This window comes from Streptomyces sp. NPDC091649 (genome assembly GCF_044756785.1).
GTDB lineage: Bacteria > Actinomycetota > Actinomycetes > Streptomycetales > Streptomycetaceae > Streptomyces.
Genome location: NZ_JBIVTR010000007.1, coordinates 272,102 through 298,585 on the forward strand (window position 1 = coordinate 272,102; position 26,484 = coordinate 298,585).

26 protein-coding genes and 1 pseudogene are annotated in these 26,484 nt (G+C 70.2%); 4 read left to right on the plus strand and 23 right to left on the minus strand.

The window, feature by feature from the left end; genetic code table 11:
• Nucleotides 1-34: 34 nt before the first annotated feature.
• The 11 genes from ACIQMU_RS15735 to ACIQMU_RS15785 form a co-directional block, all read right to left on the minus strand.
• Nucleotides 35-928: a diacylglycerol kinase gene (locus ACIQMU_RS15735; RefSeq protein WP_402689016.1), complete on the minus strand. Its 894-nt coding sequence runs from the start codon at nucleotides 926-928 to the stop codon at nucleotides 35-37.
• 18 nt (nucleotides 929-946) lie between these two features.
• Nucleotides 947-1,912, minus strand: coding sequence for a twin-arginine translocase subunit TatC (tatC, locus tag ACIQMU_RS15740; protein ID WP_352241687.1), 966 nt, complete (start codon nucleotides 1,910-1,912; stop codon nucleotides 947-949).
• 42 nt (nucleotides 1,913-1,954) lie between these two features.
• Nucleotides 1,955-2,251, minus strand: coding sequence for a Sec-independent protein translocase subunit TatA (tatA, locus tag ACIQMU_RS15745; RefSeq protein ID WP_352241688.1), 297 nt, complete (start codon nucleotides 2,249-2,251; stop codon nucleotides 1,955-1,957).
• A 218-nt stretch (nucleotides 2,252-2,469) separates the two neighbouring features.
• Nucleotides 2,470-2,667 (minus strand): hypothetical protein, encoded by a 198-nt coding sequence (locus ACIQMU_RS15750; protein ID WP_352241689.1) that lies wholly within the window; start codon nucleotides 2,665-2,667, stop codon nucleotides 2,470-2,472.
• 65 nt (nucleotides 2,668-2,732) lie between these two features.
• Nucleotides 2,733-3,044 (minus strand): hypothetical protein, encoded by a 312-nt coding sequence (locus tag ACIQMU_RS15755; RefSeq protein WP_352241690.1) that lies wholly within the window; start codon nucleotides 3,042-3,044, stop codon nucleotides 2,733-2,735.
• A gap of 22 nt (nucleotides 3,045-3,066) precedes the next feature.
• Complete coding sequence (locus ACIQMU_RS15760) at nucleotides 3,067-4,023, minus strand: WYL domain-containing protein (RefSeq protein WP_352241691.1); 957 nt, start codon at nucleotides 4,021-4,023, stop codon at nucleotides 3,067-3,069.
• A 13-nt stretch (nucleotides 4,024-4,036) separates the two neighbouring features.
• Nucleotides 4,037-4,990, minus strand: coding sequence for a WYL domain-containing protein (locus ACIQMU_RS15765; RefSeq protein WP_352241692.1), 954 nt, complete (start codon nucleotides 4,988-4,990; stop codon nucleotides 4,037-4,039).
• 162 nt (nucleotides 4,991-5,152) lie between these two features.
• Complete coding sequence (locus ACIQMU_RS15770; protein ID WP_352241693.1) at nucleotides 5,153-5,527, minus strand: FKBP-type peptidyl-prolyl cis-trans isomerase; 375 nt, start codon at nucleotides 5,525-5,527, stop codon at nucleotides 5,153-5,155.
• Nucleotides 5,528-5,570: 43 nt separating this feature from the next.
• Complete coding sequence (locus tag ACIQMU_RS15775) at nucleotides 5,571-6,509, minus strand: FKBP-type peptidyl-prolyl cis-trans isomerase (protein ID WP_352241694.1); 939 nt, start codon at nucleotides 6,507-6,509, stop codon at nucleotides 5,571-5,573.
• A 315-nt stretch (nucleotides 6,510-6,824) separates the two neighbouring features.
• Complete coding sequence (pafA, locus tag ACIQMU_RS15780; RefSeq protein WP_352241695.1) at nucleotides 6,825-8,186, minus strand: Pup--protein ligase; 1,362 nt, start codon at nucleotides 8,184-8,186, stop codon at nucleotides 6,825-6,827.
• A gap of 9 nt (nucleotides 8,187-8,195) precedes the next feature.
• Nucleotides 8,196-9,464 (minus strand): MFS transporter, encoded by a 1,269-nt coding sequence (locus ACIQMU_RS15785; RefSeq protein WP_402689017.1) that lies wholly within the window; start codon nucleotides 9,462-9,464, stop codon nucleotides 8,196-8,198.
• Between the two features lie 134 nt (nucleotides 9,465-9,598).
• Between ACIQMU_RS15785 and ACIQMU_RS15790 the strand changes: the two genes are divergently transcribed.
• Nucleotides 9,599-10,633: a LacI family DNA-binding transcriptional regulator gene (locus ACIQMU_RS15790; RefSeq protein ID WP_352241697.1), complete on the plus strand. Its 1,035-nt coding sequence runs from the start codon at nucleotides 9,599-9,601 to the stop codon at nucleotides 10,631-10,633.
• A gap of 48 nt (nucleotides 10,634-10,681) precedes the next feature.
• Here ACIQMU_RS15790 and prcA read toward each other — a convergent pair whose 3' ends face one another.
• From prcA to arc, 6 genes and pseudogenes are all read right to left on the minus strand, one after another.
• Complete coding sequence (prcA, locus tag ACIQMU_RS15795) at nucleotides 10,682-11,476, minus strand: proteasome subunit alpha (protein ID WP_352241698.1); 795 nt, start codon at nucleotides 11,474-11,476, stop codon at nucleotides 10,682-10,684.
• A 58-nt stretch (nucleotides 11,477-11,534) separates the two neighbouring features.
• Nucleotides 11,535-12,380, minus strand: coding sequence for a proteasome subunit beta (gene prcB / locus ACIQMU_RS15800; RefSeq protein WP_352241699.1), 846 nt, complete (start codon nucleotides 12,378-12,380; stop codon nucleotides 11,535-11,537).
• Nucleotides 12,332-12,511: pseudogene (locus ACIQMU_RS15805) on the minus strand (endonuclease domain-containing protein); the annotation flags it as partial. The gene prcB and the pseudogene ACIQMU_RS15805, both read right to left, overlap by 49 nt.
• 156 nt (nucleotides 12,512-12,667) lie before the next feature.
• A complete protein-coding gene (locus ACIQMU_RS15810; protein ID WP_402689018.1) occupies nucleotides 12,668-12,886 on the minus strand; it encodes a ubiquitin-like protein Pup in 219 nt (72 codons plus the stop codon).
• Nucleotides 12,887-13,016: 130 nt separating this feature from the next.
• On the minus strand, nucleotides 13,017-14,528 hold the full coding sequence (gene dop, locus ACIQMU_RS15815; protein WP_352241701.1) for a depupylase/deamidase Dop: 1,512 nt from the start codon (nucleotides 14,526-14,528) through the stop codon (nucleotides 13,017-13,019).
• Nucleotides 14,529-14,763: 235 nt separating this feature from the next.
• Nucleotides 14,764-16,530, minus strand: a complete 1,767-nt coding sequence (gene arc / locus ACIQMU_RS15820; protein ID WP_352241702.1) for a proteasome ATPase — start codon at nucleotides 16,528-16,530, stop codon at nucleotides 14,764-14,766.
• A 240-nt stretch (nucleotides 16,531-16,770) separates the two neighbouring features.
• Here arc and ACIQMU_RS15825 point away from each other — a divergent pair, with 240 nt between their 5' ends.
• Nucleotides 16,771-17,082, plus strand: a complete 312-nt coding sequence (locus ACIQMU_RS15825; protein ID WP_073745426.1) for a ferredoxin — start codon at nucleotides 16,771-16,773, stop codon at nucleotides 17,080-17,082.
• 51 nt (nucleotides 17,083-17,133) lie between these two features.
• Here ACIQMU_RS15825 and ACIQMU_RS15830 read toward each other — a convergent pair whose 3' ends face one another.
• The 3 genes from ACIQMU_RS15830 to ACIQMU_RS15840 all read right to left on the minus strand — a co-directional run bounded on the left by ACIQMU_RS15830 (nucleotide 17,134) and on the right by ACIQMU_RS15840 (nucleotide 20,127).
• Nucleotides 17,134-17,709 (minus strand): hypothetical protein, encoded by a 576-nt coding sequence (locus ACIQMU_RS15830; protein ID WP_402689019.1) that lies wholly within the window; start codon nucleotides 17,707-17,709, stop codon nucleotides 17,134-17,136.
• Nucleotides 17,710-17,890: 181 nt separating this feature from the next.
• The gene (locus tag ACIQMU_RS15835; RefSeq protein ID WP_030583650.1) at nucleotides 17,891-18,802 is read right to left on the minus strand and encodes a tRNA (adenine-N1)-methyltransferase; all 912 of its coding nucleotides are present in this window, start codon (nucleotides 18,800-18,802) and stop codon (nucleotides 17,891-17,893) included.
• Nucleotides 18,803-18,876: 74 nt separating this feature from the next.
• Nucleotides 18,877-20,127: a site-2 protease family protein gene (locus ACIQMU_RS15840; RefSeq protein WP_402689020.1), complete on the minus strand. Its 1,251-nt coding sequence runs from the start codon at nucleotides 20,125-20,127 to the stop codon at nucleotides 18,877-18,879.
• Between the two features lie 177 nt (nucleotides 20,128-20,304).
• Here ACIQMU_RS15840 and ACIQMU_RS15845 point away from each other — a divergent pair, with 177 nt between their 5' ends.
• Nucleotides 20,305-21,150, plus strand: coding sequence for a PD-(D/E)XK nuclease family protein (locus tag ACIQMU_RS15845; protein ID WP_352241706.1), 846 nt, complete (start codon nucleotides 20,305-20,307; stop codon nucleotides 21,148-21,150).
• A gap of 9 nt (nucleotides 21,151-21,159) precedes the next feature.
• A complete protein-coding gene (locus tag ACIQMU_RS15850; protein WP_352241707.1) occupies nucleotides 21,160-21,831 on the plus strand; it encodes a response regulator transcription factor in 672 nt (223 codons plus the stop codon).
• Between the two features lie 92 nt (nucleotides 21,832-21,923).
• On the opposite strand, the gene ACIQMU_RS15855 is transcribed toward ACIQMU_RS15850, so the two are convergent.
• The 3 genes from ACIQMU_RS15855 to ACIQMU_RS15865 form a co-directional block, all read right to left on the minus strand.
• A complete protein-coding gene (locus ACIQMU_RS15855; protein WP_352241708.1) occupies nucleotides 21,924-23,519 on the minus strand; it encodes an ABC transporter substrate-binding protein in 1,596 nt (531 codons plus the stop codon).
• Between the two features lie 341 nt (nucleotides 23,520-23,860).
• Entirely contained in the window at nucleotides 23,861-24,571 is a 711-nt protein-coding gene (locus tag ACIQMU_RS15860) for an HAD family hydrolase (protein ID WP_402689021.1), read from the minus strand.
• A 145-nt stretch (nucleotides 24,572-24,716) separates the two neighbouring features.
• Nucleotides 24,717-26,484, minus strand: a 1,768-nt coding sequence (locus tag ACIQMU_RS15865; RefSeq protein WP_402689022.1) for a vitamin B12 dependent-methionine synthase activation domain-containing protein, incomplete at its 5' end; no start/stop codon positions are given.

Here is a 26,484-nt window from a genome sequence, read left to right on the forward strand (position 1 = left end):
AAATGCCCTTGGCCATCCCCCGGCCGGCGCCCCCTCAGCACCCGGTGAGCACCCGCACAGCACCCGGTACGCAGGTGGCCGTGAGCGGCAGAGCGCCCAGGGGCTCGCCGTCCGCGTACGCCGTGACCCCGGCCGCCGCCAGCTCGATCGAGGAGACACGGTGCACGGTGACGGCGGGGTGGCCCAGGTGCGTGCCCCGGTAGACCTTCGGGAAGACCCTGAGGAGTGTGGTGCGGCTGCACTTCCCCACCACGGTCACGTCGAAGAGTCCGTCGTCCATCTCCGCGCCGGCGCAGATCCGCATACCCCCGCCGTAAGTGGTTCCGTTGCCCACCGCGATGAGCGTGGCCTCGACCTCGCGGGCCTCTCCCCCGTCGAGCCGGAGCCGGTACGGGATCGGCCCGAAGGCCGCCAGTTCGGCGAGGATCGCGAGGTCGTACCTGAACCGTCCGCCGACGAAGCGCATCCGGTTGCCCCGGTCGTTGACCCGGGAGTCGAACCCGGAGGCGAGGACGGAGCCGAACCACCGGCCCCCGGCCCGCCCGAGGTCGATGTCGCGGTGGCCGTCCCCCTTGAGCGCCCGCGCGGCCAGCCGTCCGGCGGCGGCCGGGTCGCGGATCGGCAGGCCCAGCGCACGGGCGAAGTCGTTGCCGGTGCCGACGGCGACGACGCCGAGCGGGGTGGCGGTCCCCGCGACGGCCTGGAGGGCGAGGGACGTCAGCCCGTCGCCGCCCACGGCTATCAGCGCCCCGGTCCCCGCCGCGACGGCCTCGTGCGCGCGGCGCAGCGCGTCGTCGGCGTCCTCACCGAGCACGGTACGAACGGAGAATCCGGCGTCCCGCAACGCGGAAGCGGCCGGCCGCGCGGCGTGCGCGCCCCGGCCGCGTCCTGCGGTGGGATTGACGAAAAGGGTGATCTCGCTGGTCACCCGCCGGACCCTACAAGGTCAGGTGACGTCGTCGTAACCGTTCAGCCGGTGCGAACCGGAGCCGTCCGCCTCGCCGCTCGCCTGCCCCGGAAGCGTGGGGCGGGAGCCGGAGACGTGCTCCACAGCACCGACGGGCTCGGGCGTCAGATCGAGATCGGATGCCTCGTCGTCGGCGAGCGCGGCGTCGGGGTTGTTGCGGTTGCGGCGCTTGTCGTTCAGCAGGGAGAAGCCGACGGCGATGAAGTAGAGGACAGCCAGCGGGCCGGCGAGGAGCAGCATGGAGATGGGCTCACCACCGGGGGTGGCGATCGCCGCGAACCCCGTGAGGCCGACGATCATGCCGCGCCACCAGCGCAGCATCCGGGTGCCGGAGAGAACGCCAGTCATATTGAGGGCGATGAGCAGCAGCGGCAGTTCGAAGGCCAGACCGAAAACGATCACCATGCGGGTGATCAGGTCGAGGAAGTCATCGAGCGGCAGCAGGTTCTTCACGTTGTCGGGCGTGAAGCCGAGCATGATCTCGGCGGTCTGCGGAAGGATCGTGTACGCGAGGTAGGCGCCGCCGACGAACAGCGGGACCCCCGCGGCGACGAACGCGAGTGAGTAGTGCTTCTCCTGCTTGTGCAGTCCCGGGGCGACGAAGGCCCACAACTGGTACAGCCACACCGGTGTGGCGATCAACACGCCCGCCATCAAGGAGACCTTCAACGCGATGGTGAAGGGGGACAGCAGTCCGTTGGTGGTCATCTCCGCGCACGGACGGCCGTTGACCATCGTGACCGCGCCATTCTTGCAGCCGACCGAATCGAGGATCGGCTTCATCAGGAACTCGAAGATCTCCTTCTGGAAGAACGCCGAAATGATCACCGCGACGACGATCGCCAGCACGGCCTTCAACAGCCGGTTACGCAGCTCACGCAGGTGATCGAGGAGAGGCATCCGCCCCTCGTCGTCCTTCTCCTGCTTGCGGGCAGACTTGAGCAACCCACTTCCCTCGTCTCGTGCGGCGGCTGTCGGCGAAGCGCGTCAGCTCTGGGTGGTGGGCTTGGCCTCGCTGACCGGGCGGGAGCTGGTGACGTCTCCCGGAGCGGCCTGGATGGTGCGCGCGGTGGTGGACTGCGGGGGCGTCGTGTCCTCGACGGTCTCCGTCGTGGGCGTCGCGGTCGCGCTGTCGTCCTTCTTCATCGCCTTGGCCTCGCTCTTGAGGATACGGGCCGACTTGCCGAGCGAGCGCGCCATGTCGGGGAGCTTCTTGGCACCGAAGAGCAGCAGGATGACAGCGATGATCAGAACGATCTCGAGGGGCTTCAGATTGCCGATCATGTGCGACTTCCTTCTCACTGAGGCGGCTGGAGGGTGGGCTCGCTACCCGTTCGACCGGGCATACGTCCGATCGTTGCCCTTGGCAGCGATCGTAACCCGCAGGGGTAAACGCGAGGCAATGCCCGTGCGTACTCCGGCTTGCGACCCGCACCTGCCTGCCTGGGCCGACCCCTGCAGACTACCCCCCGGCCCCGGGGAGCATCAGGCCCCCGGGCCCGTTATCGCAGGCCGTCGCCGGTGGCCGCGAGGCGGGTGGCCGCCCGTTCCAGGTCCTCCGACGCCCGGTTGATCCGCTCGGTGGTGACCGTGACCTGCCGGCCGAGACGCCGGGCCTCGACGAAGACCTTGACACCGAGCACACCGAGCACGGCGATGCCCAGGAAGCCGAGGGCGATGGCGAGCATGGGCCAGAACATACGGCGGTGCCTCTTCTCCACGGGAACTGCGGGGCCCTGGCGGTCAGGGCGCTGTGGTCGGGGCGCTACAGGGCGGTGTGCAGGCGCAGTGTCCGTACGCCGCCGCCGGTGAGCAGTTCGATGATGCGCTCCCCGGCCGGCTTGCGGACCGAGGCGCCGCACTCGGGGCAGGTGAAGGTGTAGAAGGTGGTGCGGCGGGTGGCGCCGATGGCCAGGCGCAGGGCCCCCGCGGACAGTTCGAAGCGCCCCCGGCAGTCGGGGCAGGCGGCCCGGAAGCGTACGGCGGCGGGCACCGCCACGGGGACGGGTCCGGCGCCCGGGTGGGGCGGTGGGCGGCTTCCGGTGGCGGCGGCCGGAAACAGGGACGTCCGGTTCATCGTTGTCTCCCCTCCCCGGGGCTCAGACCGCTTCCTCGTAAGCGGCGAGCGCCTCACGGGCGGCCTCGCGCGCGCTGTCCGCGAGCTCCGGCGGAGTGACGATGCGGCCGTCTCCGCCGAGGCGCAGGGCGAGCCGGCGCAGCGACGCCGGATCAGGGGTGCGCAGGGTGATCCGCAGGCCGCCGTCGGGGAGTTCCTCGGCGGAGTCGTGCGGGTAGTACTCGGCGACCCAGCGGCCGCCGGTGCCGACCTCGATCACGACCTCCGGGTCCTCGGCCGCGGGCTGGACCAGCCCCGCGGACAGGTCGCGCAGTTCCAGCTCGGGCGGGGCCGCGGGTGCGTCGAGGAGGCGGATCTCGGCGACCCGGTCCAGCCGGAAGGTCCGGCGGGCCTCGGAGAGCCGGCACCAGCCCTCCATATAGGTGTGGCCGACGGCGAAGAGCCGGATCGGGTCGACCTCTCGCTCGGTGAGTTCGTCGCGGGCGGGCGAGTAGTAGCGCAGCCAGAGCCGGCGGCGCTCGGAGATGGCCCGGTCGACGTCGGCGAAGACGCCGCCCTCCGCCTCGAAGGTCACCGAGAGCCGGGAGCTGGCCGCCCCGGACTCGCCGGCGGCCGTCTCCAGTTTGGCGGTCGCGCGGACGAGGGCGAGCCGGTCGCTCTCCCGCAGGCCGGGGAGGGTGGCGACGGCGCGGGCGGCGACGAGCAGCGCGGTCGCCTCGTCGGCCGCGAGCCGGAGCGGCTCGGCGACGTCGTCCGGGTTGTGCCACCAGATCCGGTCGCCGTCGGTGTCGATGTCGAGGAGATCGCCGCCGCGGAAGCTGGTGCCGCACATGGGCAGGACGTCGAGATCCGAGATCAGCTCGTCCTCGGTGATGCCGAAGGCCCGCGCCACGTCCTGGACGTGGGCGCCGGGGCGCTCGCGCAGATACGTCACCAGGGACAGCATCCGGCGGGTCTGGTCGATCGCGTTCGTGGCCATCGTTTCCCTGCCCCTAGTCCTTGGCCACGGCGCGGAGCCGGTCCACCACATCGGCCCGCAGATCGGCGGGTTCCTCCACGACGACGTCCGGTCCGAACTCGACGAGCCAGGCGTCCAGGCCGTGTCCGTACGGGATCTCCAGCTCGTCCCAGCCGTCGCCGCGTTCCCTCACGGCTATCGCCCGCGACCGCAGCGGGTAGCCGGCTCCGGCGCGAAGCCTGATCCGGGCGGTACGGGTCGCGGTCTCGCCGGCCCAGCTCTCGACGGTCTCACGGACGGTGACCACGTCGGGCACCCCGGCGCTGAAGGCCCCGGCGCGGGACCGGACCCGGCCGGTGATGCGGGAGAGCCGGAAGACGCGCTCGGCGCCCCGCTCGCGGTCCCAGCCGGCGAGGTACCAGTGGCCGCGCCAGCATTCGAGGGTCCAGGGTTCGACCTGGCGCTGCTCGGGGCGGGCGGAGTTGGCCTTGCGGTAGTCGAAGGTCACGGGCCGGCGGTCGCGGCAGGCCAGCATGAGGGGCTCGAAGGCGGCCTCGTGGACGGGGATGCGGGGTTCGAGGGCGCTGTGGACCTCGTAGGCGTCCTCGGCCTCGGGCATTCCGGCGGCCCGCAGCTTCTGGAGGGCGCCGCTGGCGGCTCCGGCGAGGCGGGCCTGCTGCCAGACCTTGGCGGCGAGGCCGAGGGCGGCGGCCTCCTCGGCGTCCAGGGTGATGGGGGGCAGCCGGTTGCTGTCGCGGCGGGCCAGGTAGCCGGTGTCGCCGTCGAGGTTCTCGACGGTCTCGATGACGAGGCCGAGCTCGCGCAGATCGTCCTTGTCGCGCTCGAACATCCGGTTGAAGGAGTCGTCCGATCCCGCTTCGAGGTACGCCTCGATGGAGCCGCGGAGTTCGCGCTTGCTGAGCGGGCGCCGGGTCCCCAGCAGGCACAGTGCGAGGTTCATCAACCGCTCGGCCTTGGCAATCGCCATCGACGCCCTTTCTCTTGTTGCTCTACGACCGTCGACCGTACCGCCCCGGGGTGTGGTGACCAAAGCCGGGCCGCTGACCGGCAGGCGCTGGGGGAAGCCGTCGGACGGCGACGAGGGCCCCCGCCGGACGGCGGGGGCCCTCGTTCGCGCAGCGGGAACGGATCAGACCGCGACGAGGTCGCAGACGAAGATCAGCGTCTCGCCCGGGGCGATCTTGCCGCCGCCGGCGCCGCGGTCGCCGTAGGCGAGGTGCGCGGGGATGGTCAGCTGCCGGCGGCCGCCGACCTTCATGCCCTGCACGCCCTTGTCCCAGCCGGAGATGACCTGGCCGGCACCGAGCTGGAACTGCAGCGGGGTGCCGCGGTTCCAGGAGGCGTCGAACTCCTCGCCGGTGGAGAAGGCCACGCCCACGTAGTGGACGGAGACGGTCTGGCCCGCCTGGGCCACCGCGCCGTCGCCCTCCCAGATGTCCTTGATCTCCAGGTCGGCCGGCGGCTCGCCACCCGGGAAGTCGACCTCGGGCTTCTCGATGCTCACTGAACTGCTCCTCTAAATGATGAACTGGGCAACCGGGACAGTCTTACACCTTGGCGAGGACGTCCACGGCGAAGACCAGGGTGGAGTTCTTCGGGATCGTCTGCTGCTCCTGGTCGCCGAACGCCTGGTCCGGCGGGATGACGAGCAGCACCCGGCTGCCGACCTTCTTGTCGACCAGGCCGTTCTTCAGCCCCTTCAGCGTGACCTGGGACAGCGGGAAGGTCTGGGTCTTGCCCGTGCTGTACGTGTTGTCGAACTCCTTGGCGCCCTTCCAGATCATGCCGACGTAGTTCACGACGACGCTGTCGGACTCCTTGACGACCTCGCCGTCGGACTCCAGGACATAGGTGGAGACGAGCTTCTTCGGCGGGTCGCCCTTGGGGATGGTGACCGTCGGGGCCTTGCCGTCGGTCTTCACGCCGACCTTGGGCAGGTCGATGTTGTCCTGGGCGACCTCGGTGCCCTTGGCGGAGGCCGGGATCTGGGTGGCCTTGACGACGTCGACGACGAACACGAGCGTGGCGTTCGGCTTGATGTCCTCCCCCTGGCCCTGCTCGCCGTAGCCGAGCTCCGGCGGGATGACCAGTTCGACGCGACTGCCGACCTTCTGACCGGCCAGGCCCTTGTCCCAGCCCTGGATGACCATGCCGGCGCCGAGGGTCAGGTCGAAGGGCTGCTTGCGGTCGAAGCTGTTGTCGAACGGCTCCGTGGAGTCCCACGCCTGGCCGAGGTAGTTGACCTGGATGGCGTCGCCGTTCTTGAGCGTCGCGCCGTCCCCCTCGCTGATGACCTCGGTCCGCAACTCCTTGGGCGGGTCACCCTCGCCCTTGGAGAGGGTGGGCTTCTCGCCGAACTCGGCGCCTGCGGTGATCGCGGGGACGCCGTTCTTGGACGAGGCGGAGTCGGAGCCCTTGTCGCTGCCGCACGCCACTGCCGACAGCAGCAGGAGGGGGGCGACGAGAAGGCCGGCGGTTCGGCGCACTGGTTCCTCAGATCTCAGGGGGCACGGTGAAACAGTTACGCATCACTCTAAGGGTTGTCCCGCGATTCCCGGCGGGCGCGCGACGACGGCTACGGCGCCGCGCCGCGTTGTCGGAACATCCGCATACGGCCAATGTGCGGACGTCCCTCCGCCTTGCGGCGCACCGCATCCGACGCCGCGCGCCGATCCGCCCGGAATCGCGGGACAGCCCTTGGGCGCTTCGATCCGGTGGGGGGCCGGGCCCCGCGCGGACCGGCCCCGGTGTCCGGGACGGTGCGTCCTGGAGGCCGGGGCCGTCCGTGCGGTGACGTCGGCTCACATGCCGGCGATCAGCTTCTCCACCCGCTCGTCCACCGAGCGGAACGGGTCCTTGCACAGCACCGTGCGCTGCGCCTGGTCGTTGAGCTTGAGGTGGACCCAGTCGACGGTGAAGTCCCTCCGCTGCTCCTGGGCTCTGCGGATGAAGTCGCCCCTCAGCCGCGCCCGGGTGGTCTGCGGGGGCACCGACTTGCCCTCGAAGATCTTCAGGTCGTTGCAGATGCGGGCGGTCTGCCCCTTGCGCTCCAGGAGGTAGAAGAGACCTCGGCGGCGGTGGATGTCGTGGTAGGCGAGGTCTATCTGGGCGACCCGCGGATTCGACATGGTCATGTTGTGCTTGGCCCGGTACCGCTCGATGAGCTTGTACTTCATGACCCAGTCGATCTCGGTGTCGATCCGGTCGAGGTCCTCGGCCTCGACCGCGTCGAGGGTGCGGCCCCACAGCTCCAGGACCTGGTCGACCGTCCCGGTGCGGATGCCCCGGCGCTCGACGAAGTCCACGGCCTTCTCGTAGTACTCCCGCTGGATCTCTATGGCCGATGCCTCCCGGCCGCTGGCCAGGCGCACCTTGCGCTGACCGGTGAGGTCGTGGCTGACCTCGCGGATCGCCCGGATCGGGTTCTCCAGGGTCAGGTCCCGCATCACCGTGCCCGCCTCGATCATGCGGAGCACCAGGTCGGTGGCGCCGACCTTGAGCAGCATGGTCGTCTCGGACATGTTCGAGTCACCGACGATGACGTGGAGGCGGCGGTACCGCTCCGCGTCGGCGTGCGGTTCGTCGCGGGTGTTGATGATCGGCCGGGAGCGGGTGGTCGCGGAGCTGACGCCCTCCCAGATGTGCTCGGCACGCTGGCTGACGCAGTAGACCGCGCCGCGCGGGGTCTGGAGCACCTTGCCCGCACCGCAGATCAGCTGCCTGGTGACGAGGAACGGAATGAGGATGTCCGCGAGCCGGGAGAATTCTCCGTGCCGGGCCACGAGGTAGTTCTCGTGGCAGCCGTAGGAGTTTCCCGCCGAGTCGGTGTTGTTCTTGAAGAGATAGACGTCGCCCGCGATTCCCTCCTCGTGCAGGCGGCGTTCGGCGTCGACGAGCAGGCCCTCCAGAATGCGCTCGCCCGCCTTGTCGTGCGTGACCAGTTCGGTCACGTTGTCGCATTCGGGGGTTGCATATTCCGGATGCGATCCCACGTCGAGGTAGAGGCGGGCGCCGTTCCGCAGAAAGACGTTGCTGCTGCGGCCCCATGACACAACACGGCGGAAGAGGTAGCGCGCCACTTCGTCAGGTGACAGTCGGCGCTGTCCCCTGAACGTGCACGTGACGCCGTACTCGTTCTCCAGCCCGAAAATGCGGCGGTCCATGACTGAACATTACGCCTTATGGCCTGAGCTGAAACCGGGTTCGACGGCACCGTTTCGATCATTTTCCGAACCCGCCACTACGTCGGGTGTACGGCCGGGGGCCGCGACGCCCTCCAGGACCCTTCCGGTGGCCAGCAGGACGGCCAGGGCCGCCACCCCTCCGGCCCCCGCGACGGCGAAGCTCCAGGCGGTCGAGCCGAGTTCGACGGCCGGCCCCGCGACGGCCGTGCCGGCTGCCGCGCCTACGCCGAACGTGGTGACGAGCCAGGAGAACGCCTCGGTCACCGTGCCGCGCGGGGCGTGCCGGTCGACCACGATGAAGGAGCAGGCGATGGCCGGTGCGAGGAACACGCCGGCGAGGGCGGCGAGGGCGGTCATGGCGGGCACCGAGGGGGTGAGCGTCAGCGGCAGGTAGCCCAGTGCCAGCAGCCCGACGATGACCCGCAGCCGCTTCTCGGGCGGACCCGCCCACTGCCGCGCCCCGTAGGCCAGGCCGCCGATCAGCGCGCCGAGGCCGAGTGCGGCCATCAGCCAGCCGTACACCGACTCCCGGCCGTGGTCGTCCGCGTACGCCACTCCGGCCACCGTGATGGAGCCGAGGGCGAGCCCGACGAAGAAGAACGCGCCGAGCAGGGCGAGGAGTCCGGGCGAGCGCAGGGCGCCGAGCCAGTGCGCTTCGCGGGGCGCGGAGCGCCAGGCGCGCGAGGGCTCGGACAGGACGACCGACAGCGCGCCGAGGACGCCGATGGCGTTGATGACGAGCAGGGCGGCGGCCGGGGACCAGAGGGAGACGAGCAGCGTCACCAGGAGCGGTCCGACGGTGAACATGATCTCCTGCGCCACGGCGTCCATGGCGTAGGCCCGGTGAACCTGGTCCTCGCCCTTGAGGACGCTGGGCCACAGGGCCCGCAGGCCGCCCTCCAGCGGCGGTGTGGCGACTCCGGCGACGACGACGGCGAGGCAGGCCAGCGGGAGGGACGCGAGGCCGGCGAAGGCCAGCAGGGACATGCCCAGCGCGGAGAGCACGGCTGCCGGGAGCTGGACGCGCGGCTGCCCGTACAGGTCGACCGCCCGGCCGAGCAGCGGCTGGCCCACGGCGGTGGCCAGTCCGTAGGCGGCGGCGAGAGCGCCGGCCAGCGTGTAGCTGCCGCCCTCCGCCCGGGTGAACAGCACGATCGCGATGTGCGCGGTGCCGTTGGGCAGCCGCCCCACCAGGGTGCCCGTCAGCAGCCGGGCGGCATGCCGCGCCCGGAGGATGTCCAGATATCCTGCGGCCATTCCCGCCCCTCTCCGCCCCGGGGCGGTGCCGCCCACCGAGGTGTTACGTATAACTTCGAGGTTCATACGTACCATGTGCGCAGTTCGCGGGTCCACCTCGCGGCAGCACGGAGACAACTCGCACGGAGGCACGAGTGACCAGCGCGCAGCAGCCCGTCCCCGCCCGGCCCACCAGCCGCGACGTGGCCCGTGCGGCGGGGGTCTCCCAGGCGACGGTCTCCCTGGTGCTCGGCGGGAAGTGGCCCGGCAGAGTGTCGGAGACCACGGCCCAGCGGGTCCGGGACACCGCGGCGGAGATCGGCTACCGGCCCAATCTGGCGGCCCGCAGTCTGCGGCTCGGCCGCACCAGGACCGCGCTGCTGGTGGTGCCCGCGCTCACCAACGAGTTCTTCGCCCGGGTGTACGCCGGGGCGGCGGCGGTCGCCGCGGAGCACGACTTCGGTGTGGTGCTCTACCCCTCGCCGGACGGCACGGGCCCGGCCCGGGACCCGTTCGCCTCGGCGCGCGCGGCACTCGACGGGGTCATCGCCTCCTCGATGGCCGCCGACGCCCTGGAGGCGCTGCACGGCGCGGACCTGCCGCTGGTGATGCTCGACAGCGACCCCTCGGGCAGCGGGCCCGCCGCCCATGTGAACCTCGACATCGCCGACGGGATGCGGCAGGTGACGGGCCATCTGCTGGGACTCGGCCACCGTCGCTTCCTGCACCTGGCCTCCGCCGTGGACACCTGGACGTTCGCGGTGCGCGCCGAGGCGCTGCACGACGCGCTGGGCACGGCGGGGGACGCGACGGTGCGCACGGTACGGGCTCCACTGGACGTACGGGCGGGGCGCGAGGCGGCCGAACAGGCCCTGGCAGCCGCCGGCGGCCGGCCCACCGCGATCGTCTGCGACGACGACATCCTGGCCGCCGGAGCCTGCAAGGCGGCCCGCCGGCTCGGGCTGCGGGTGCCGGACGACCTGTCGGTCACCGGATTCGACGACCTGGCGCTGGCCACCGCGCTGGAGCCGGAGCTGACCACGGTGCGGCTGCCGGCGGAGCGGGTCGGGCAACGGGGCATGGAGGCGCTGCTCGCGGTGCTGGACGGCCGCCCCGTCGAGCCGGGCGGTCCGCCGGTCTCGCTCGTCGTGCGCGGTTCCACGGGGCCGCCGCCCGGCGCCCGGGCGTGACGGCGCCCCCGGGCCGGAGGGCGCGGGGGCGCCGGGGGCGCCGGGGGCCTACGTGTCCGTCTCCTCCGTGGAGCCGGTGGCGGTCTCGGCGGAGTCGTTGTCCTCGGTGTCGGACGGGGCGTCCGTCGGCGTGCTGCCGGCGGCCTCCGTGTCCAGCAGCCGGGCCAGCTGACGGCCGACGATCCGCTTGAACTTGCGCTGCTGCGGACGGGTGCGGTCCAGGACGGCGACCTCAAGGCGCTCCGCGGGGATCTCCCGCTCACCGCCGCCCGGTTCCCGCGAGAGCGCCTGGACAGCCAGCTTGAGCGCCTCGGCCAGCGTCATGCCGTCGCGGTGCCGCTGGTCGAGGAAGCTGCTGATCTGTTCGGAGTTGCCGCCGACCGCGACGGAGCCGTGCTCGTCCACGATCGAACCGTCGTGCGGCAGCCGGTAGATCTGGTCGCCCTCGGCCTCGCTGCCGACCTCGGCGACCACCAGCTCCACCTCGTACGGCTTCTCGGCCGCGCTGGAGAAGATGGTCCCGAGCGTCTGGGCGTAGACGTTGGCCAGCCCGCGGGCCGTCACGTCGTCCCGGTCGTAGGTGTATCCACGCAGATCGGCGTAGCGCACCCCGCCGATGCGGAGGTTCTCGTACTCGTTGTACTTGCCGGCGGCCGCGAAGCCGATCCGGTCGTAGATCTCGCTGAACTTGTGGAGTGCGCGGGACGGGTTCTCGCCGACGAACACAATGCCGTCGGCATACTGCAGCACAACGAGGCTGCGACCACGGGCGATGCCCTTGCGGGCGTATTCCGCCCGGTCGGCCATGGCCTGCTGGGGTGAGACATAGAACGGCGTCGACACCGGCTATCCGTCCCTTTCTGTCAGTGACGAGTGCGTCGGGGGAGGCTCGGGGTCCGGGTCAGAGCAGCGCGGCGCGCGGGCCGTCGGGCTGCTCGAGTCGGCGTTCCAGGATGGAGCGCGCGATCTCGGAGGACTCCTGGTCGGTCAGCCTCCGGAAGCCTTCGTCGGTGATGACGGTGACGATCGGGTAGATGCGGCGGGCCACGTCCGGGCCGCCGGTCGCCGAGTCGTCGTCCGCCGCGTCGTACAGCGCCTGTACGACCAGGGTGAGGGCCTGCTGCTCCGTCAGGTCCTCGCGGAAGAGCTTCTTCATCGCGTTGCGGGCGAAGATCGACCCGGAGCCGGTGGCGGCGTAGCCGTTCTCCTCGGTGCGTCCGCCGGTGACGTCGTAGGAGAAGATGCGGCCCTTCTCGCGGTCGACGTCGTAGCCGGCGAAGAGGGGCACCACCGCGAGGCCCTGCATGGCCATCGCGAGGTTGCTGCGGATCATGGTGGAGAGGCGGTTGGCCTTGCCCTCCAGGGAGAGCTGGGCGCCCTCGACCTTCTCGAAGTGCTCCAGCTCCAGCTGGAACAGCTTGACCATCTCCACGGCCAGTCCGGCGGTGCCGGCGATGCCGACCGCGGAGTACTCGTCGGCCGGGAAGACTTTCTGCATGTCGCGCGACGCGATCATGTTGCCCATGGTGGCGCGCCGGTCGCCGGCCAGGACCACACCACCGGGGAAGGACGCCGAGACGATGGTCGTCCCGTGCGGCGCCTCGATGGCCCCCTGGAGCGGCGGCAGGCTCCGGTTGCCCGGGAGCATCTCGGGCGACTGATCGGACAGGAAGTCCATGAACGAGGACGAACCCGGCGTCAGGAAGGCAGCTGGTAGACGCCCGGTGCTACGAGTGTTGGCTTCCACGCGTTTCCCTCCAGGTAAGCGATGGCCCTGCGCAAGAGAGTCAGGATCATCCCCCAACTTGCCGATGGCCGAATTGCAGTTGAAGCACGTACGTCACGGACCCTACCCGCCCGGTGGCAGTGATCCACATGTTCGGGGAGGGTTATCCGCACCGATCCGGCGGGGCCGGGAGGCGGCCTCCGGTCGGCGGGCGGGGTGACGGCCCACGCCGTGGCGTGCGCCGTCACCCCGTCCTCCCCGCTTGCCCGCGCGGACGCCCGGAACTACCGGTCGCTCACACCGGTGAACTACTGTCCACCCTTCTGAACGAACGACCTCACGAAATCCTCGGCATTCTCTTCGAGGACATCGTCGATCTCGTCGAGAACCGAGTCGACGTCGTCGCTCAGCTTCTCCTGGCGCTCCGCGAGGTCCTCGGACGCCTGCAAGTCCTGTGCCTGCTCCTCGGCCTCCTCGGTGGAACGCGTCGCCTTCTGCTGTCCGCCGCCGGTGTCCTTGGTCGCCATGTAGCTCACCCCGCTCGGTTCGAAGCAATCGAAGCTCTTGATCAGACCCTACCCACGGGGCCCGACATTTGGCCCGGTAGTTGATGCAACGCCCGCGCCCCAGATGATTGATTCCCAGCCCGGGGGCCTTTCAGCCGCCCGAGAGCGCCCGGACCAGCTCCTCCGCCGTCCGGCAACGGTCCAGCAGGCCCTCGACGTGCTCCCTCGTGCCGCGCAGCGGCTCCAGGGTGGGCACCCGCTGCAGGGAGTCGCGGTCCGGAAGGTCGAAGATCACCGAATCCCAGGACGCCGCCGCCACGTCGTCGGCGTACTGTTCGAGGCACCGGCCCCGGAAGTAGGCCCGGGTGTCCTCCGGGGGCTTCGTACGGGCCCTGGCGACCTCCTCCTCGTCCAGGAGGCGCTTCATCTTCCCGCGGGCCGCCAGGCGGTTGTAGAGGCCCTTGTCGGGCCGTACGTCCGCGTACTGGAGGTCCACCAGATGCAGCCGGGAGGCGTCCCAGTCCAGCGCGTCGCGGCGGCGGTAGCCCTCCATGAGCTCCCGCTTGGCGATCCAGTCCAGTTCGCCGGACAGGCTCATCGGATCGGTCTCCAGCCGGTTGAGGGTGTCCTCCCAGCGGATCAACATGTCCTTGGTCTGCTCGTCGGCGTCGGCGCCGTACCGCTCGTCGACGTACTTGCGGGCCAGCTCGAAGTACTCCATCTGGAGCTGGACCCCGGTGAGCGTCCGGCCGTTGCGGAGAGTGATCAGCTGCCGCAGGCCGGGGTCGTGCGAGACCTGGTGCAGGGTGCGCACGGGCTGGTCGACCGCGAGGTCGACGTTGATGAAGGCGTCCTCGATCATGGCCAGCACCAGGGAGGTGGTGCCCAGCTTGAGGTAGGTGGAGATCTCCGAGAGGTTGGCGTCGCCGATGATCACATGGAGCCGGCGGTACTTCTCCGCGTCGGAGTGGGGCTCGTCGCGGGTGTTGATGATGGGCCGCTTGAGCGTGGTTTCCAGGCCGACCTCGACCTCGAAGTAGTCGGCGCGCTGGCTGATCTGGAAGCCGTGCTCCCGGCCGTCCTGGCCGATGCCGACCCGGCCCGCGCCCGTGACGACCTGGCGCGAGACGAAGAACGGCGTCAGATGGCGCACGATGTCCGAGAACGGCGTCTCCCGCCGCATGAGGTAGTTCTCGTGCGTGCCGTAGGAGGCGCCCTTGTTGTCGGTGTTGTTCTTGTAGAGGTGGATCGGCTGCGCCCCGGGGATGGCGGCCGCCCGCTCGGCGGCCTCCGCCATGATCCGTTCGCCGGCCTTGTCCCAGAGCACCGCGTCCCGCGGATTGGTGATCTCCGGGGAGCTGTATTCGGGGTGCGCGTGGTCGACGTACAGCCGGGCGCCGTTGGTGAGGATGACATTGGCCAGGCCGATGTCCTCGTCGGTGAGCTGGCTGGAGTCGGCGGTCTCACGGGCGAGGTCGAAGCCTCGCGCGTCCCGCAGCGGATTCTCCTCCTCGAAGTCCCAGCGGGCGCGTCGCGCCCGGTGCATCGCCGCCGCGTACGCGTTGACGATCTGGGACGAGGTGAGCATGGCATTGGCGTTGGGGTGGCCGGGGACGGAGATCCCGTACTCCGTCTCGATGCCCATTACTCGCCGTACGGTCATGCGGCCCTCCTTGCCCGGCGTCGGTCCCCTCCGGGAGCGACGCTCAAGTACCGCTGCTGTGTCCGGTGCGTTCGCGGTGCCCGTCACCGCACTGCGCGATTCGGCGGTACCGCAGAGCCTAGAGGGCCTCTGCGCCGGTGGGGAGCTCCATTACGACATTGCTCCGGCACGGCCGGAACGGGGGAATGAAACCGGCTGCGGACGCCCCTGGGGGCTTCCGCAGCCGGTCCGCGTATTACAGGTACTGGCCGGTATTGGCCACCGTATCGATGGACCGTCCGGTGTCCGCGCCCTGCTTTCCGGTGACGAGTGTGCGGATGAAGACGATCCGCTCACCCTTCTTGCCGGAAATCCTGGCCCAGTCGTCCGGGTTGGTGGTGTTCGGCAGGTCCTCGTTCTCCTTGAACTCGTCCACGCACGCCTGCAGGAGGTGGGCGACCCGCAGCCCCTTCTGGCCCTGTTCCAGGAATGCCTTGATGGCCATCTTCTTTGCCCGGTCGACGATGTTCTGAATCATCGCGCCGGAGTTGAAGTCCTTGAAGTACAGGACTTCCTTGTCGCCGTTGGCGTACGTGACCTCGAGGAAGCGGTTCTCCTCCGACTCCGTGTACATCCGCTCCACGACGGACTGGATCATGGCGTGGGCGGCGGACGTCCGGGAGCCGGTGTGCTCGGCCAGATCGTCCGCGTGCAGCGGGAGCGACGGGGTCAGGTACTTCGCGAAGATGTCCTTCGCCGCCTCGGCGTCCGGACGCTCGATCTTGATCTTCACATCGAGACGGCCGGGCCGCAGGATGGCGGGGTCGATCATGTCCTCGCGGTTGGAGGCGCCGATGACGATGACGTTCTCCAGCCCCTCCACCCCGTCGATCTCGGCGAGCAGCTGCGGGACGATGGTGTTCTCCACGTCCGAGCTGACGCCGCTGCCGCGGGTGCGGAAGAGGGACTCCATCTCGTCGAAGAAGACGATGACGGGGGTGCCCTCGCTCGCCTTCTCCCTAGCCCGCTGGAAGACCAGCCGGATGTGCCGCTCGGTCTCGCCGACGTACTTGTTGAGGAGCTCGGGGCCCTTGATATTGAGGAAGTAGCTCTTCCCCGCGGGCTGCCCGGTGACCTCGGCGACCTTCTTGGCGAGCGAATTGGCTACGGCCTTGGCGATGAGCGTCTTGCCGCAGCCGGGCGGCCCGTAGAGCAGGATGCCCTTCGGCGGGCGCAGCTCGTGCTCCTTGAAGAGGTCGGGGTGCAGATACGGAAGCTCGACCGCGTCGCGGATCAGCTCGATCTGGTCGCCCAGACCGCCGATCTTGTCGTAGTCGATGTCCGGGACCTCTTCGAGGACGAGCTCCTCGACCTCGCTCTTGGGGACCACCTCGTAGACGTAACCCGATCTGGAGTCCAGAAGCAGGGCGTCGCCGGCGCGGATGGTCATGTCCAGCAGCGGCTCGGCGAGCCGCACCACCCTCTCCTCGTCGGTGTGTCCGACCACGAGGGCGCGCTCGCCGTCCTCAAGGATCTCCTTGAGGGTGACGATGTCCCCGGCCCGCTCGTACTCCATGGCCTCGACCACGTTGAGCGCTTCGTTGAGCATGACCTCCTGGCCGCGCCGGAGGTCATCGAGCTCGACACTCGGGCTGACGTTCACCCGGAGCTTGCGGCCCCCGGTGAAGATGTCGCAGGTGCCGTCCTCGTTGGCCTGCAGGAAGACCCCGAAGCCGGCCGGCGGCTGCGCGAGCCGGTCGACCTCCTCCTTGAGGGCCACAATCTGGTCACGCGCCTCACGGAGCGTGTTGGCGAGCCGCTCGTTCTGTGCGGACACGCCTGCCAGGTTCGTCTGCAACTCGACGATCCGCTCTTCGAGAATCCTCGTATGACGCGGAGAGTCGGCGAGCTTACGTCGCAGGACGGCGATTTCCTGCTCGAGAAAGGCAACCTGGCCCGCTGGGTCTTCTGACCCTCGCGCGGGCCGGATGCCGCGGTTGATGTCGTCGTCGTGGGCTGCCACGGTCCTCACCTCCTCCATGGGGAGCTGGACGCTTCCTGACCCTACCTGGGTGGGTGGTGATTGAAACCCCTAGATCACAAAGACTGCGGGGCGTGTCCGATCTTCACTCTTGCGCTCTCCCTCACGCCAAGGGAATACCCACCCTTCGGCACCGGAAAGCCGCCGGTTGTATCGTCGAACCGTTCAACACCCGTCAGGGCTGGCTCCAATTGGTTCAGATACGCAGGAACGGCAGGACACATGACCGTGCAGCAGGACTCGCCGGGCGACAGTGACACGCAGGACCTGGAGGTCTGGATCGACCAGGACCTCTGTACGGGCGACGGCATCTGTGTGCAGTACGCCCCCGATGTCTTCGAGCTGGACATCGACGGCCTGGCATACGTGAAGAGCGGCGACGACGAGCTCCTGCAGAACCCGGGGGCGACCACTCCGGTGCCGCTGCCGCTCCTCCAGGACGTCGTCGATTCGGCCAAGGAGTGCCCCGGGGACTGCATCCACGTGCGGCGCGTCAAGGACAGCGTCGAGGTGTACGGGCCGGACGCCGACTAGGCGGCCGGGGGCCCCGGACGCGCTTGCGGACGAGGCCCCGGGGGGCGGCGCTCAGGCGCTTCGGGCGAGGTCCCCCGAGGCGCGGACGAACGCCCGTCCCTTCCACCGCCAGGACGCCTGTTCCTCCTGGTCGGGGCAGCAGCGGGGCACATCGAGCGAGGAGTAGCCGAGGAGGGTCGCCGAGACGACGCCGTCGCGCACGGCGAAGTCCCCGACCGTCTTCTTGTCGGCGGGGTCCACCAGGGTCGCCACGACCCGGGGTGCGGCCCCGCCCGTCCGTGTCAGGACGTAGATGCCGCCGGGCGGGGTCCCCGATCCGGCGGCGCAGTGCACCACGGCGACGGTTTCCGGCCGCCCGTCGCCGTCGAGGTCCCCGGGGGCCTGCTTCGCGACGGTCGTCCCGGCGCCGGCGCACTCCAGCGGGAAGTCCACGCCCGCCGGGTCCGGTGCGGGTGCGCCGTGGGTCGTGGTGGTCCGCTGCTCGGGGGCCGTGGCGGTCGCCGTGGCCGTACGGGGCTGGAGCAGCCCGGCCAGCGCGACGACCCCCGCCATCGCCGCGGCCGTGGCGAGCCAGTGCACCGGCTTGGCGGCGGTGTGGGCGAGATCCGGGAGCGCGGGGGTCTGCACGCGGTATGTCTCCTGATGGTTCCTGGAAGCCCGGTGAAGGGTGGGGAACACCCCCGAGGGGTGGCCAGCATCGTGCCACACCTCACACCCGGGCGGAACGGCGGGGTCAACGAAAAGGCGCCGCCGCGCGGTTCCCCGGTCGGTCGGGGAACCGCGCGGCGGCGCCGGTGCGTTGGACGGGTCAGCTACGGGAGGCGGCGGAGCCGCTCTGGCTGCCGGGCCCGTCGTAGTCGTCGCCGTAGGCGCCCTTGGACGGGCGGCGGCGGCGGAGCGGCGGCTCGACGCCGTCCGCGAGGCGGCGGGCGGTGACCAGGAAGCCGGTGTGGCCGATCATCCGGTGGTCGGGACGGACGGCGAGGCCCTCCACGTGCCAGTTGCGGATCATCGACTCCCAGGGCTGCGGTTCGGCGAAGCAGCCGATCTCGCGGATGGACTCGACGGTGCGCGAGAGCTGGGTGGTGGTGGCGACGTAGGCGCAGAGGATGCCGCCGGGGACCAGGGCCTTGGACACGGCCTCCAGGCACTCCCAGGGGGCGAGCATGTCCAGCACGACACGGTCGACGTCGGTGTCGGAGAGGTTGTCCTGGAGGTCGCCGACCGTCAGCTGCCAGGCGGGGTGCGGGGAGCCGAAATAGCGCTCGACGTTCTGCTGGGCGATCTCGGCGAAGTCCTCGCGACGCTCGTAGGAGTGCAGCATGCCCTGCTCACCGATGGCGCGCAGCAGGAAGGTGCTGAGCGAGCCGGATCCGACCCCGGCCTCCACGACGCGGGCGCCGGGGAAGATGTCGGCGAAGGCCAGGATCTGGCCCGCGTCCTTGGGGTAGACCACGGCGGCGCCGCGGGGCATGGACAGGACGTAGTCGGGGAGCAGGGGGCGCAGCGCGAGATAGGCGACGTTTCCCGTGGTTCGGACAACACTGCCCTCGGGAGCACCGATCAGCTCGTCGTGCGGGAAAGAACCCTTGTGGGTGTGGAAGTTCTTTCCGGCTTCGAGCGTGAAGGTGTAGTGGCGTCCCTTGGGGTCGGTGAGCTGGACCTGGTCCCCGACCTTGAAGGGCCCACGTCGGCGGGCGGCACCGGTCGGTTCAGACATGTGACCAGCGTACCGGTGATTCCGGGGCCGCCGACCGCCCGGCCGGTGCGGCGACGGGCCCGCGGGCGGCGGCTTCAGGATTCGGGGCGGGCCATGGCCTTGACGAAGGCGCGCTCCACGTCGCCCGTGGAGAGGACTCCGTAGATCTCGCCGGTCTCCTCGACGACCAGGTACTCGGTGGCGGGGGTCGCCTTGAGCCGGTCCAGGAGGGCCTCGCCGGCCAGCTCCGCGGGGATCTTCATGCCTTCGGTGAGGTCCTGGGCGAGGCCGCTGACGGCGACCCAGGGGCGGCGGTGTTCGGGGACGCCGACGATGGCGGCCTCGCGGACGACGGCCTTGGGGTCGCCCTGCCCGTCGACGACGACGAGGGCGCGGGCGCCCGCCTCGTTGGCCCGGCGCAGCGCTTCGGAGAGCGGGGTGGCGGACTCGACGGGGACGGCGCGGCGGGTCAGGGTGCGGGCCCGGAGGTCGGGCAGGTGCTCGCGGAGGCGGGCCATGCGCAGGCTGTTCCCGGCACCGGTCCAGATGATGCCGGCGAGGATCGCGGCGAGCAGCGCGTCCATGACGGTCTCGACCCCGCCGACGTCCTGGGCGGAGCCGCCGAGCGTGCCGGTGTGGGTGAGCAGCGGCAGTCCGACGAGGACGACGACGGCGAGGCCGCGGCCGACCCAGGCGGCGGCGATGGTGCCGCTCATGGGCTTGCCGGTGATCTTCCAGACGACGGCGCGGAGCATCCGGCCGCCGTCGAGGGGGAGGCCGGGCAACAGGTTGAAGGCGGCCACGATGAGGTTGGAGATCATCAGGCCCGCGAGCAGGACGCCGGGGACCGTGCCGGGCTCGACCAGTTGCATCGCGCCGTAGAAGACGCCGCCGAGGACCAGGGACAGCAGCGGTCCCACGAAGGCGAGGACGAACTCGCGGCCGGGTGTCTCGCTCTCCTTCTCGATCTCCGAGACGCCGCCGAAGAACTGGAGCTGGATGCGGCGGACCGGGAGCTTGTAGCGCAGGGCGGCGACCGTGTGGGCCAGTTCGTGGACGAGCACGGAGGCGTAGAAGGCGATGGCGAAGAACAGGGCGACGAGGTACCGGGCGCCGCCCAGCTCGGGCAGCACGCGGTCGAGCTGGCCGCCGAACACCCAGGTGATCAGCGCCGCGACGACGAACCAGCTGGGGGCGACGTAGACGGGCACGCCGAAGGGCCGGCCCATCAGCAGGCCGCCGCCCGGCTCCGCGGGGCGTTTCGGCTTGCCGTTGTCGGGGTCGGCGCCGGGGGCCGCTCCCCCTGGGCCGGGCTGCGGCCGCCCGCTGTCGCCGCTGTCGTCCACGGGTTCCCTTCGGTTCGGTGAGTGGCGTGCGCCACGCTCGTGCAGTGTGCGAGGGTCTGCGGTCGATGGTATGCCGCTCGCTGTCAGTGGCGGGCCGTAGGGTCTTCAGACATGACTTCCGTGCCGCGGCCGCCTCAGCCGCCTTCGTCCCTGTCGCCGTCGCGGGCGAGTGATTTCATGCAGTGCCCCTTGCTCTACCGCTTCCGGGTCATCGACAAGCTGCCGGAGAAGCCCAGCGAGGCGGCTACCCGCGGCACGCTGGTCCATGCGGTGCTGGAGCGGCTCTTCGACGCACCGGCGGCCGACCGTACGGCGCCGCGGGCTCGGGCGCTGATTCCCGGCCAGTGGGACCGGCTGCTGGAGGCGAAGCCGGAGCTGACCGGCCTGTTCGCCGGAGACACCGAGGGTGAGCGCCTGTCGCGCTGGCTGGGTGAGGCGGAGCGCCTGGTCGACCGGTGGTTCTCGCTGGAGGACCCGACGCGGCTGGAGCCGGCGGAGCGCGAGCTGTTCGTCGAGACGGAGCTGGAGTCGGGGCTGCGGCTGCGCGGGGTGATCGACCGGGTGGACGTCGCGCCGAGCGGCGAGGTCCGGATCGTCGACTACAAGACGGGGAAGGCGCCCCGGCCGGAGTACGCCGAGGGGCCCCTGTTCCAGATGACGTTCTACGCGCTGGTGGTCTGGCGGCTGAAGGGGGTCGTGCCGCGCCGCCTCCAGCTGGTCTATCTGGGCAGCGGGGACGTCCTGACGTACGACCCGGTGGTGGCGGACCTGGAACGGGTGGAGCGCAAGCTGCTGGCGCTGTGGGACGCGATCTCGCTGGCGACGGAGACGGGTGACTGGCGGCCCCGGCCGACGAAGCTGTGCGGCTGGTGCGACCACCAGGCGGTGTGTCCGGAATTCGGCGGGACTCCCCCGGTATACCCGCTGTCGGTCCGCCCGGCGGGTTCGGGCGAGGATGGCCAGGGCAGAATGGGACCGGTCCAGGCCGAGGCCGGCCGAGCCGTGGCCCTTGAGGGCCCTTAAGGAGTTCCTGTGGCGATCCGCGTCCTTCTGGTCGACGACCAGCCTCTGCTGCGCACCGGTTTCCGGATGATCCTGGAGGCCGAGGGCGATCTGGCGGTGGTCGGAGAGGCCGGTGACGGTCTGCAGGCCATCGACCAGGTGCGGGCACTGCAGCCCGATGTGGTGCTGATGGACATCCGGATGCCGCGGATGGACGGGGTGGAGGCGACCCGTCAGATCTCCGGCCCCGGGAAGGACGGCCCGGCGAAGGTGCTGGTGCTGACCACCTTCGATCTCGACGAGTACGTGGTGGAGGCGCTGCGTGCGGGGGCGAGCGGCTTCCTGCTGAAGGACGCTCCGGCGGCGGAGCTGGTGCAGGCGATCCGGGTGGTGGCGGCGGGCGAGGCGATGCTCGCGCCGAGCATCACGCGCCGCCTGCTCGACAAGTACGCCGACCATCTGCCGTCCGGTGAGGACCCGGTGCCGGACGCCCTGCACACGCTGACGGACCGTGAGGTCGAGGTGCTGAAGCTGGTGGCGCGTGGCCTGTCGAACGCGGAGATCGCGGCGGACCTGTTCGTCAGCGAGACGACGGTCAAGACGCATGTGGGCCATGTGCTCACGAAGTTGGGCCTGCGCGACCGGGTGCAGGCCGCGGTGTACGCGTACGAGAGCGGGCTGGTGCGCCCGGGCGCACAGTAGCGGGCGCCTCCTCCGGTCGCGGCGAAGCCGTCCGGCCCGTCCCCATCTGTCGGCAGGTGGGGACGGGCCGGACGGCTTCGGTGGTCCGGTGGTCAGGCGCCGGGCCGGTTGAGCTCCCAGAGCTGGAGTTCGGAGGTGGCGCTGACGGAGCGTTCGACGCCGGCGATCCCGTCCCGGGAGGCCACGTACTGCTTGCCCTGCCAGATCGGGAGCACGGGCACGTCGGTGGCGACGATGTCCTGGAGCTTCTCGTAGGTGGCGGCGGCAGCGCTGCGGTCGGTCTCCCGGCGGGACTGCGGGATGAGGGTTCGCGCCTCGCGGGAGCGGTAGGGCGAGTTGAGGAAGTTGTTCTCGTCCAGGAAGGGCGCGGTGTAGTTGTCCGGGTCCGGGAAGTCGGGGAACCAGCCCATGCCGTAGACGGCGTAGTCGCCGCGCTTCTGCTCGGGGCGGTACTTCGACCATTCCTTGCCCTGGAGGGAGACCTCGAAGAGACCGGAGCTGTTCAGCTGCTGCTGGATCGCCTTGAACTCCTCGGCGGTGGCCGGGCCGTAGTGGTCGTCGGTGTAGTGCAGGGTGAACTTCACCGGCGTCTCGACGCCGGCGTCGCGGAGGATCTTCGCGGCCTTGGCCGTGCTGGGCTCGCCGTACTTGTTGAAGAAGGCGTTGGTGTGCCCGGCGATGCTGGTCGGGATCAGTGAGTAGAGCGGTTCGGCGGTGGTGCCGTACACCTTGCCCGCGATCTCGCCCCGGTCGATGATCTGCGCCATGGCCTGCCGGACGGGCTTGTCGACCACCGGGTCCTCGGTGTCGAACCCGAGGTAGCTGATGGCCAGGCCGGGCAGCTCGGTGAGCTCGATGCCCTCCTTCGGGTCCACGAGCATGTCGTGGGCCTGCTCGGGCGACATCGCCCGGGTCATCATGTGGATCTTCTTCTCGTCGAGCGCGCGGGCCATGGCCCCTGCGTCGGGGAAGAGGTCCATCTCGACCTTTTCGTTGAGGACCTTCAGCTCGCCCTTGTACGAGGGGTTCCTGGTGAAGGCGATCTCGACGACCCGGCCGTCCTCGGACCGCGGCTTCATGGTGTACGGGCCGGAGCCGTTCACCTGGAAGCCCTTGCGCGCCTCCTTCGCCGGGTACTGGGCCTTCGGGACGATGCCGGCGGCGGGGGTGGCGAGCTTGTACGGGAAGGTCGCGTCGGGCGTGTTCAGGTGGAAGATCACCTGGTCCTCGCCCTTGGTCTCGATCATGTCGATGTTGGCGAGCAGGCCGACCGGCCCGCTGTCCGCGTCGATGTCGATGACGCGCTGGATGGAATGCTTGACGTCCTCGGCGGTGACGGGGGTTCCGTCGGCGAACGTGAGGCCCGCCCGCAGGGTGCAGCGGTAGCTCTCGTTCTCGGTGTCGGTGAAGGTGCAGCTGCGGGCGGCCTCGGGCACCGGCTCGCCGCCGCCGCCAGGCACCGTGGTCAGGGTCTGCACGGTCTGCCGCAGGACGTTCCAGACGCCCGCTTCGTAGCCGACGGCCGGGTCGAGCGGCGCGGGATTCTCCTTGGATGCCACGAGCTGGTCCGTGGTGCCGACGACGATGGCTCCCTCGCCACCGGCGCCGCTGTCCGTGCTGCCGCAGGCGGCGAGCACGGGGGCGAGCAGGCCGACGACGGCCGGCAGCACCAGGGTCTTGCGGTTCATCTGGACGTTCTCCCTCATCCCGGCAGGTGAGGAATCCAAGTTAGTAGCCGCGCGTGACCTCTCCGACCGTCCGGAGAGCGGCTCACGCTCGCCGGACGACCGGAGGTGGCGACATATGATCACTATTGCGGACAACTCGCCCGATTCCGGCGGCCTACCGGAGGTTTTTCGGTGAGGAAGATCACCCGTCCGCCCTCTTCACAGATGCACTCGATCAATGATCCACATCCACGGAACGTTGCCGGAACGCACACGGAGGGGAACAGGAAATCCGCCGTTCCTTCACACACGTCGGCCCGGTGCGGGTGTGCGTCCGATGCGCGGGTGCGTCCCGTACGGGGTCAGCCCGTCCCGCCCGCTCCCGTGATGAGCTTGCGCAGGAAGGCGAGGTCGACCTCTTCGAGGGAGCCGACGACCACGCGCCCGGCCGCGGGGGCGATGGGGGCGACGGACGGCACGGCGACGACGCGGCAGCCGGCTGCCTCGGCGGCGGCCACACCGGTCGCGGTGTCCTCGATGACGGCGCAGCGCCAGGGGTCGGCGCCGAAGCCCGCGGCGGCGGTGAGGTAGGGCTCGGGGTGGGGCTTGGTCCGGACGACCTCGTCCCCGGCGACCGTGAGAGCGAAGTGGTGGTGTCCCACCGAGCCCATCACGCGGTCGATGATCCGGCGGTGGGAGGCCGATACGAGCGCCGTGGGGACCTCGTAGGCGCCCAACTCGGCGAGCAGCCGCTCCGCCCCCGGCATCAGGGGCACGCCGCGGTCGATACGGCTCTCGAAGCCGTCGTTGAGCAGCACGGTCAGCTCGTCCAGCCGGATGTCGGCGCCGGTGGCGTCGATGAGGTAACCGGCGCTGCGGGTCATCGGACCGCCGACGACCACGTCCCGCCAGGACTCGTCCAGCCGGTGCCCGAGGCCGGCGAAGACCTCCTTCTCGACGTCCCACCAGAAACCCTCGGTATCGACCAGGGTTCCGTCCATGTCGAGAAGGACCGCTTGCAGGGCGGCGTCTTCGGCCGTGCGGGTCAAGGACGCGGGGACCGTACTGGTCATCCGGCACACCTTCCGTAAGGGAGGAGAAGGCCGGCCGCCATTCCCCCGAAAGCGGGAGGGCGACCGGCCTGCACTGGACCGACCAGTGTACGACGTGTCCGTCCACGGTGCGCGAAAGGCGCGAGGCCGCTGCGGGAACACGGGGTTACCGGGCGTTGAAGTACTTCGCCTCGGGGTGGTGGATGACGATGGCGTCGGTGGACTGCTCCGGGTGGAGCTGGAACTCCTCGGAGAGGTGGACGCCGATCCGCTCCGGCCGCAGGAGGTCGGCGATCTTCGCCCGGTCCTCCAGGTCCGGGCACGCGCCGTAACCGAGCGAGAACCGCGCGCCGCGGTACTTGAGCGCGAACATGTCCTCGACGTCCGCCGGGTCCTCCCCCGCGAAGCCCAGCTCGCTGCGGACCCGGGCGTGCCAGTACTCGGCGAGCGCCTCGGCGAGCTGGACGGAGAGCCCGTGCAGCTCCAGGTAGTCGCGGTAGGAGTTGGCGGCGAACAGTTCGGCCGTGGCCTCGCCGATCCTGGAGCCGACGGTGACGACCTGGAGGCCGATGACGTCCCTCTCGCCGGACTCCTCCGGGCGGAAGAAGTCGGCGAGGCAGAGGCGGCGGCCGCGGCGCTGGCGCGGGAAGGTGAAGCGGGTGCGCTCGGAGCCGTCCTCGTGGAGGAGGATCACGTCCTCGCCCTTGGAGACACAGGGGAAGTAGCCGTAGACGACGGCCGCTTCCAGGAGGTTGTTCGACTGGAGGTGGTCGAGCCAGCCGCGCAGGTGCGGACGCCCCTCCGTCTCGACGAGTTCCTCGTACGTCGGTCCGTCGCCGGTGCGGGCCTGCTTGAGGCCCCACTGCCCCTTGAACAGGGCGCCCTCGTCGAGCCAGGAGGCGTAGTCCTTGAGCGGGATGCCCTTGATGACGCGGGTGCCGAGGAACGGCGGGGTGGGGACCGGGTTGGTGGTGGAGACGTCCGAGCGCACCGAGCCCTCGGGCTCCTCGACCTCCAGTACGGCAGTGTCGATGTTCTTCTTGGGCACCCTGCGCTGCTTGAGCTCGGGCAGCACCGCGCCGGGGACGCCGCGCTTGACGCCGATGAGGGCGTCCATGAGGCGCAGGCCCTCGAAGGCGTCGCGGGCGTAGCGGACCTCTCCCTCGTAGATCTCGTGCAGGTCCTGCTCGACGTACGCCCGCGTCAGGGCCGCTCCGCCGAGGATGACGGGGAAGTCGGCGGCCATCTTGCGCTGATTGAGTTCCTGGAGGTTCTCCTTCATGATCACGGTCGACTTGACCAGGAGTCCGGACATGCCGATCACGTCGGCGCGGTGCTCCTCGGCTGCTTCCAGGATCGCGGAGACGGGCTGCTTGATGCCGAGGTTGACGACGGTGTAGCCGTTGTTGGAGAGGATGATGTCGACGAGGTTCTTGCCGATGTCGTGGACGTCGCCGCGGACGGTGGCCAGCACGATGGTGCCCTTGCCCTCGTCGTCGGTCTTCTCCATGTGCGGCTCCAGCTGGGCCACCGCGCCCTTCATGACCTCGGCGGACTGGAGGACGAACGGCAACTGCATCTGGCCGGAGCCGAACAGCTCGCCGACGACCTTCATGCCCTCCAGCAGCGTGTTGTTCACGATGTCGAGCGCCGGGGTCCCCTGGAGGGCTTCGTCGAGGTCGGCCTCCAGGCCGTTCTTCTCGCCGTCGACGATGCGCCGCTTGAGGCGCTCGTCCAGCGGGAGGGCCATCAGCTCCTCGGCCTTGCCCGCCTTCATCGACTTCATGTTGACCCCCTCGAACAGCTCCATGAGCCTCTGGAGGGGGTCGTAGCCCTCGACCCGGCGGTCGTGGATCAGGTCGAGGGCGACCTTGACCTGCTCCTCCTCCAGCCGGGCGATCGGCAGGATCTTCGACGCGTGCACGATCGCGGAG

What these genes read in the sequence shown, in the direction of transcription:
- ACIQMU_RS15765 (WP_352241692.1), bottom strand. Translation starts at nt 4,990, where the DNA reads ATGGCGATTGCCAAGGCCGAGCGGTTGATGAACCTCGCACTGTGCCTG.
- ACIQMU_RS15835 (WP_030583650.1), bottom strand. Translation starts at nt 18,802, where the DNA reads ATGTCTGAACCGACCGGTGCCGCCCGCCGACGTGGGCCCTTCAAGGTC.
- pafA (WP_352241695.1), bottom strand. Translation starts at nt 8,186, where the DNA reads ATGGACCGCCGCATTTTCGGGCTGGAGAACGAGTACGGCGTCACGTGC.
- ACIQMU_RS15825 (WP_073745426.1), top strand. Translation starts at nt 16,771, where the DNA reads ATGACCGTGCAGCAGGACTCGCCGGGCGACAGTGACACGCAGGACCTG.
- ACIQMU_RS15810 (WP_402689018.1), bottom strand. Translation starts at nt 12,886, where the DNA reads ATGGCGACCAAGGACACCGGCGGCGGACAGCAGAAGGCGACGCGTTCC.
- ACIQMU_RS15785 (WP_402689017.1), bottom strand. Translation starts at nt 9,464, where the DNA reads ATGGCCGCAGGATATCTGGACATCCTCCGGGCGCGGCATGCCGCCCGG.
- tatA (WP_352241688.1), bottom strand. Translation starts at nt 2,251, where the DNA reads ATGATCGGCAATCTGAAGCCCCTCGAGATCGTTCTGATCATCGCTGTC.
- dop (WP_352241701.1), bottom strand. Translation starts at nt 14,528, where the DNA reads ATGACCGTACGGCGAGTAATGGGCATCGAGACGGAGTACGGGATCTCC.
- ACIQMU_RS15860 (WP_402689021.1), bottom strand. Translation starts at nt 24,571, where the DNA reads ATGACCAGTACGGTCCCCGCGTCCTTGACCCGCACGGCCGAAGACGCC.
- ACIQMU_RS15755 (WP_352241690.1), bottom strand. Translation starts at nt 3,044, where the DNA reads ATGAACCGGACGTCCCTGTTTCCGGCCGCCGCCACCGGAAGCCGCCCA.
- ACIQMU_RS15750 (WP_352241689.1), bottom strand. Translation starts at nt 2,667, where the DNA reads ATGTTCTGGCCCATGCTCGCCATCGCCCTCGGCTTCCTGGGCATCGCC.
- ACIQMU_RS15760 (WP_352241691.1), bottom strand. Translation starts at nt 4,023, where the DNA reads ATGGCCACGAACGCGATCGACCAGACCCGCCGGATGCTGTCCCTGGTG.
- ACIQMU_RS15855 (WP_352241708.1), bottom strand. Translation starts at nt 23,519, where the DNA reads ATGAACCGCAAGACCCTGGTGCTGCCGGCCGTCGTCGGCCTGCTCGCC.
- ACIQMU_RS15845 (WP_352241706.1), top strand. Translation starts at nt 20,305, where the DNA reads ATGCAGTGCCCCTTGCTCTACCGCTTCCGGGTCATCGACAAGCTGCCG.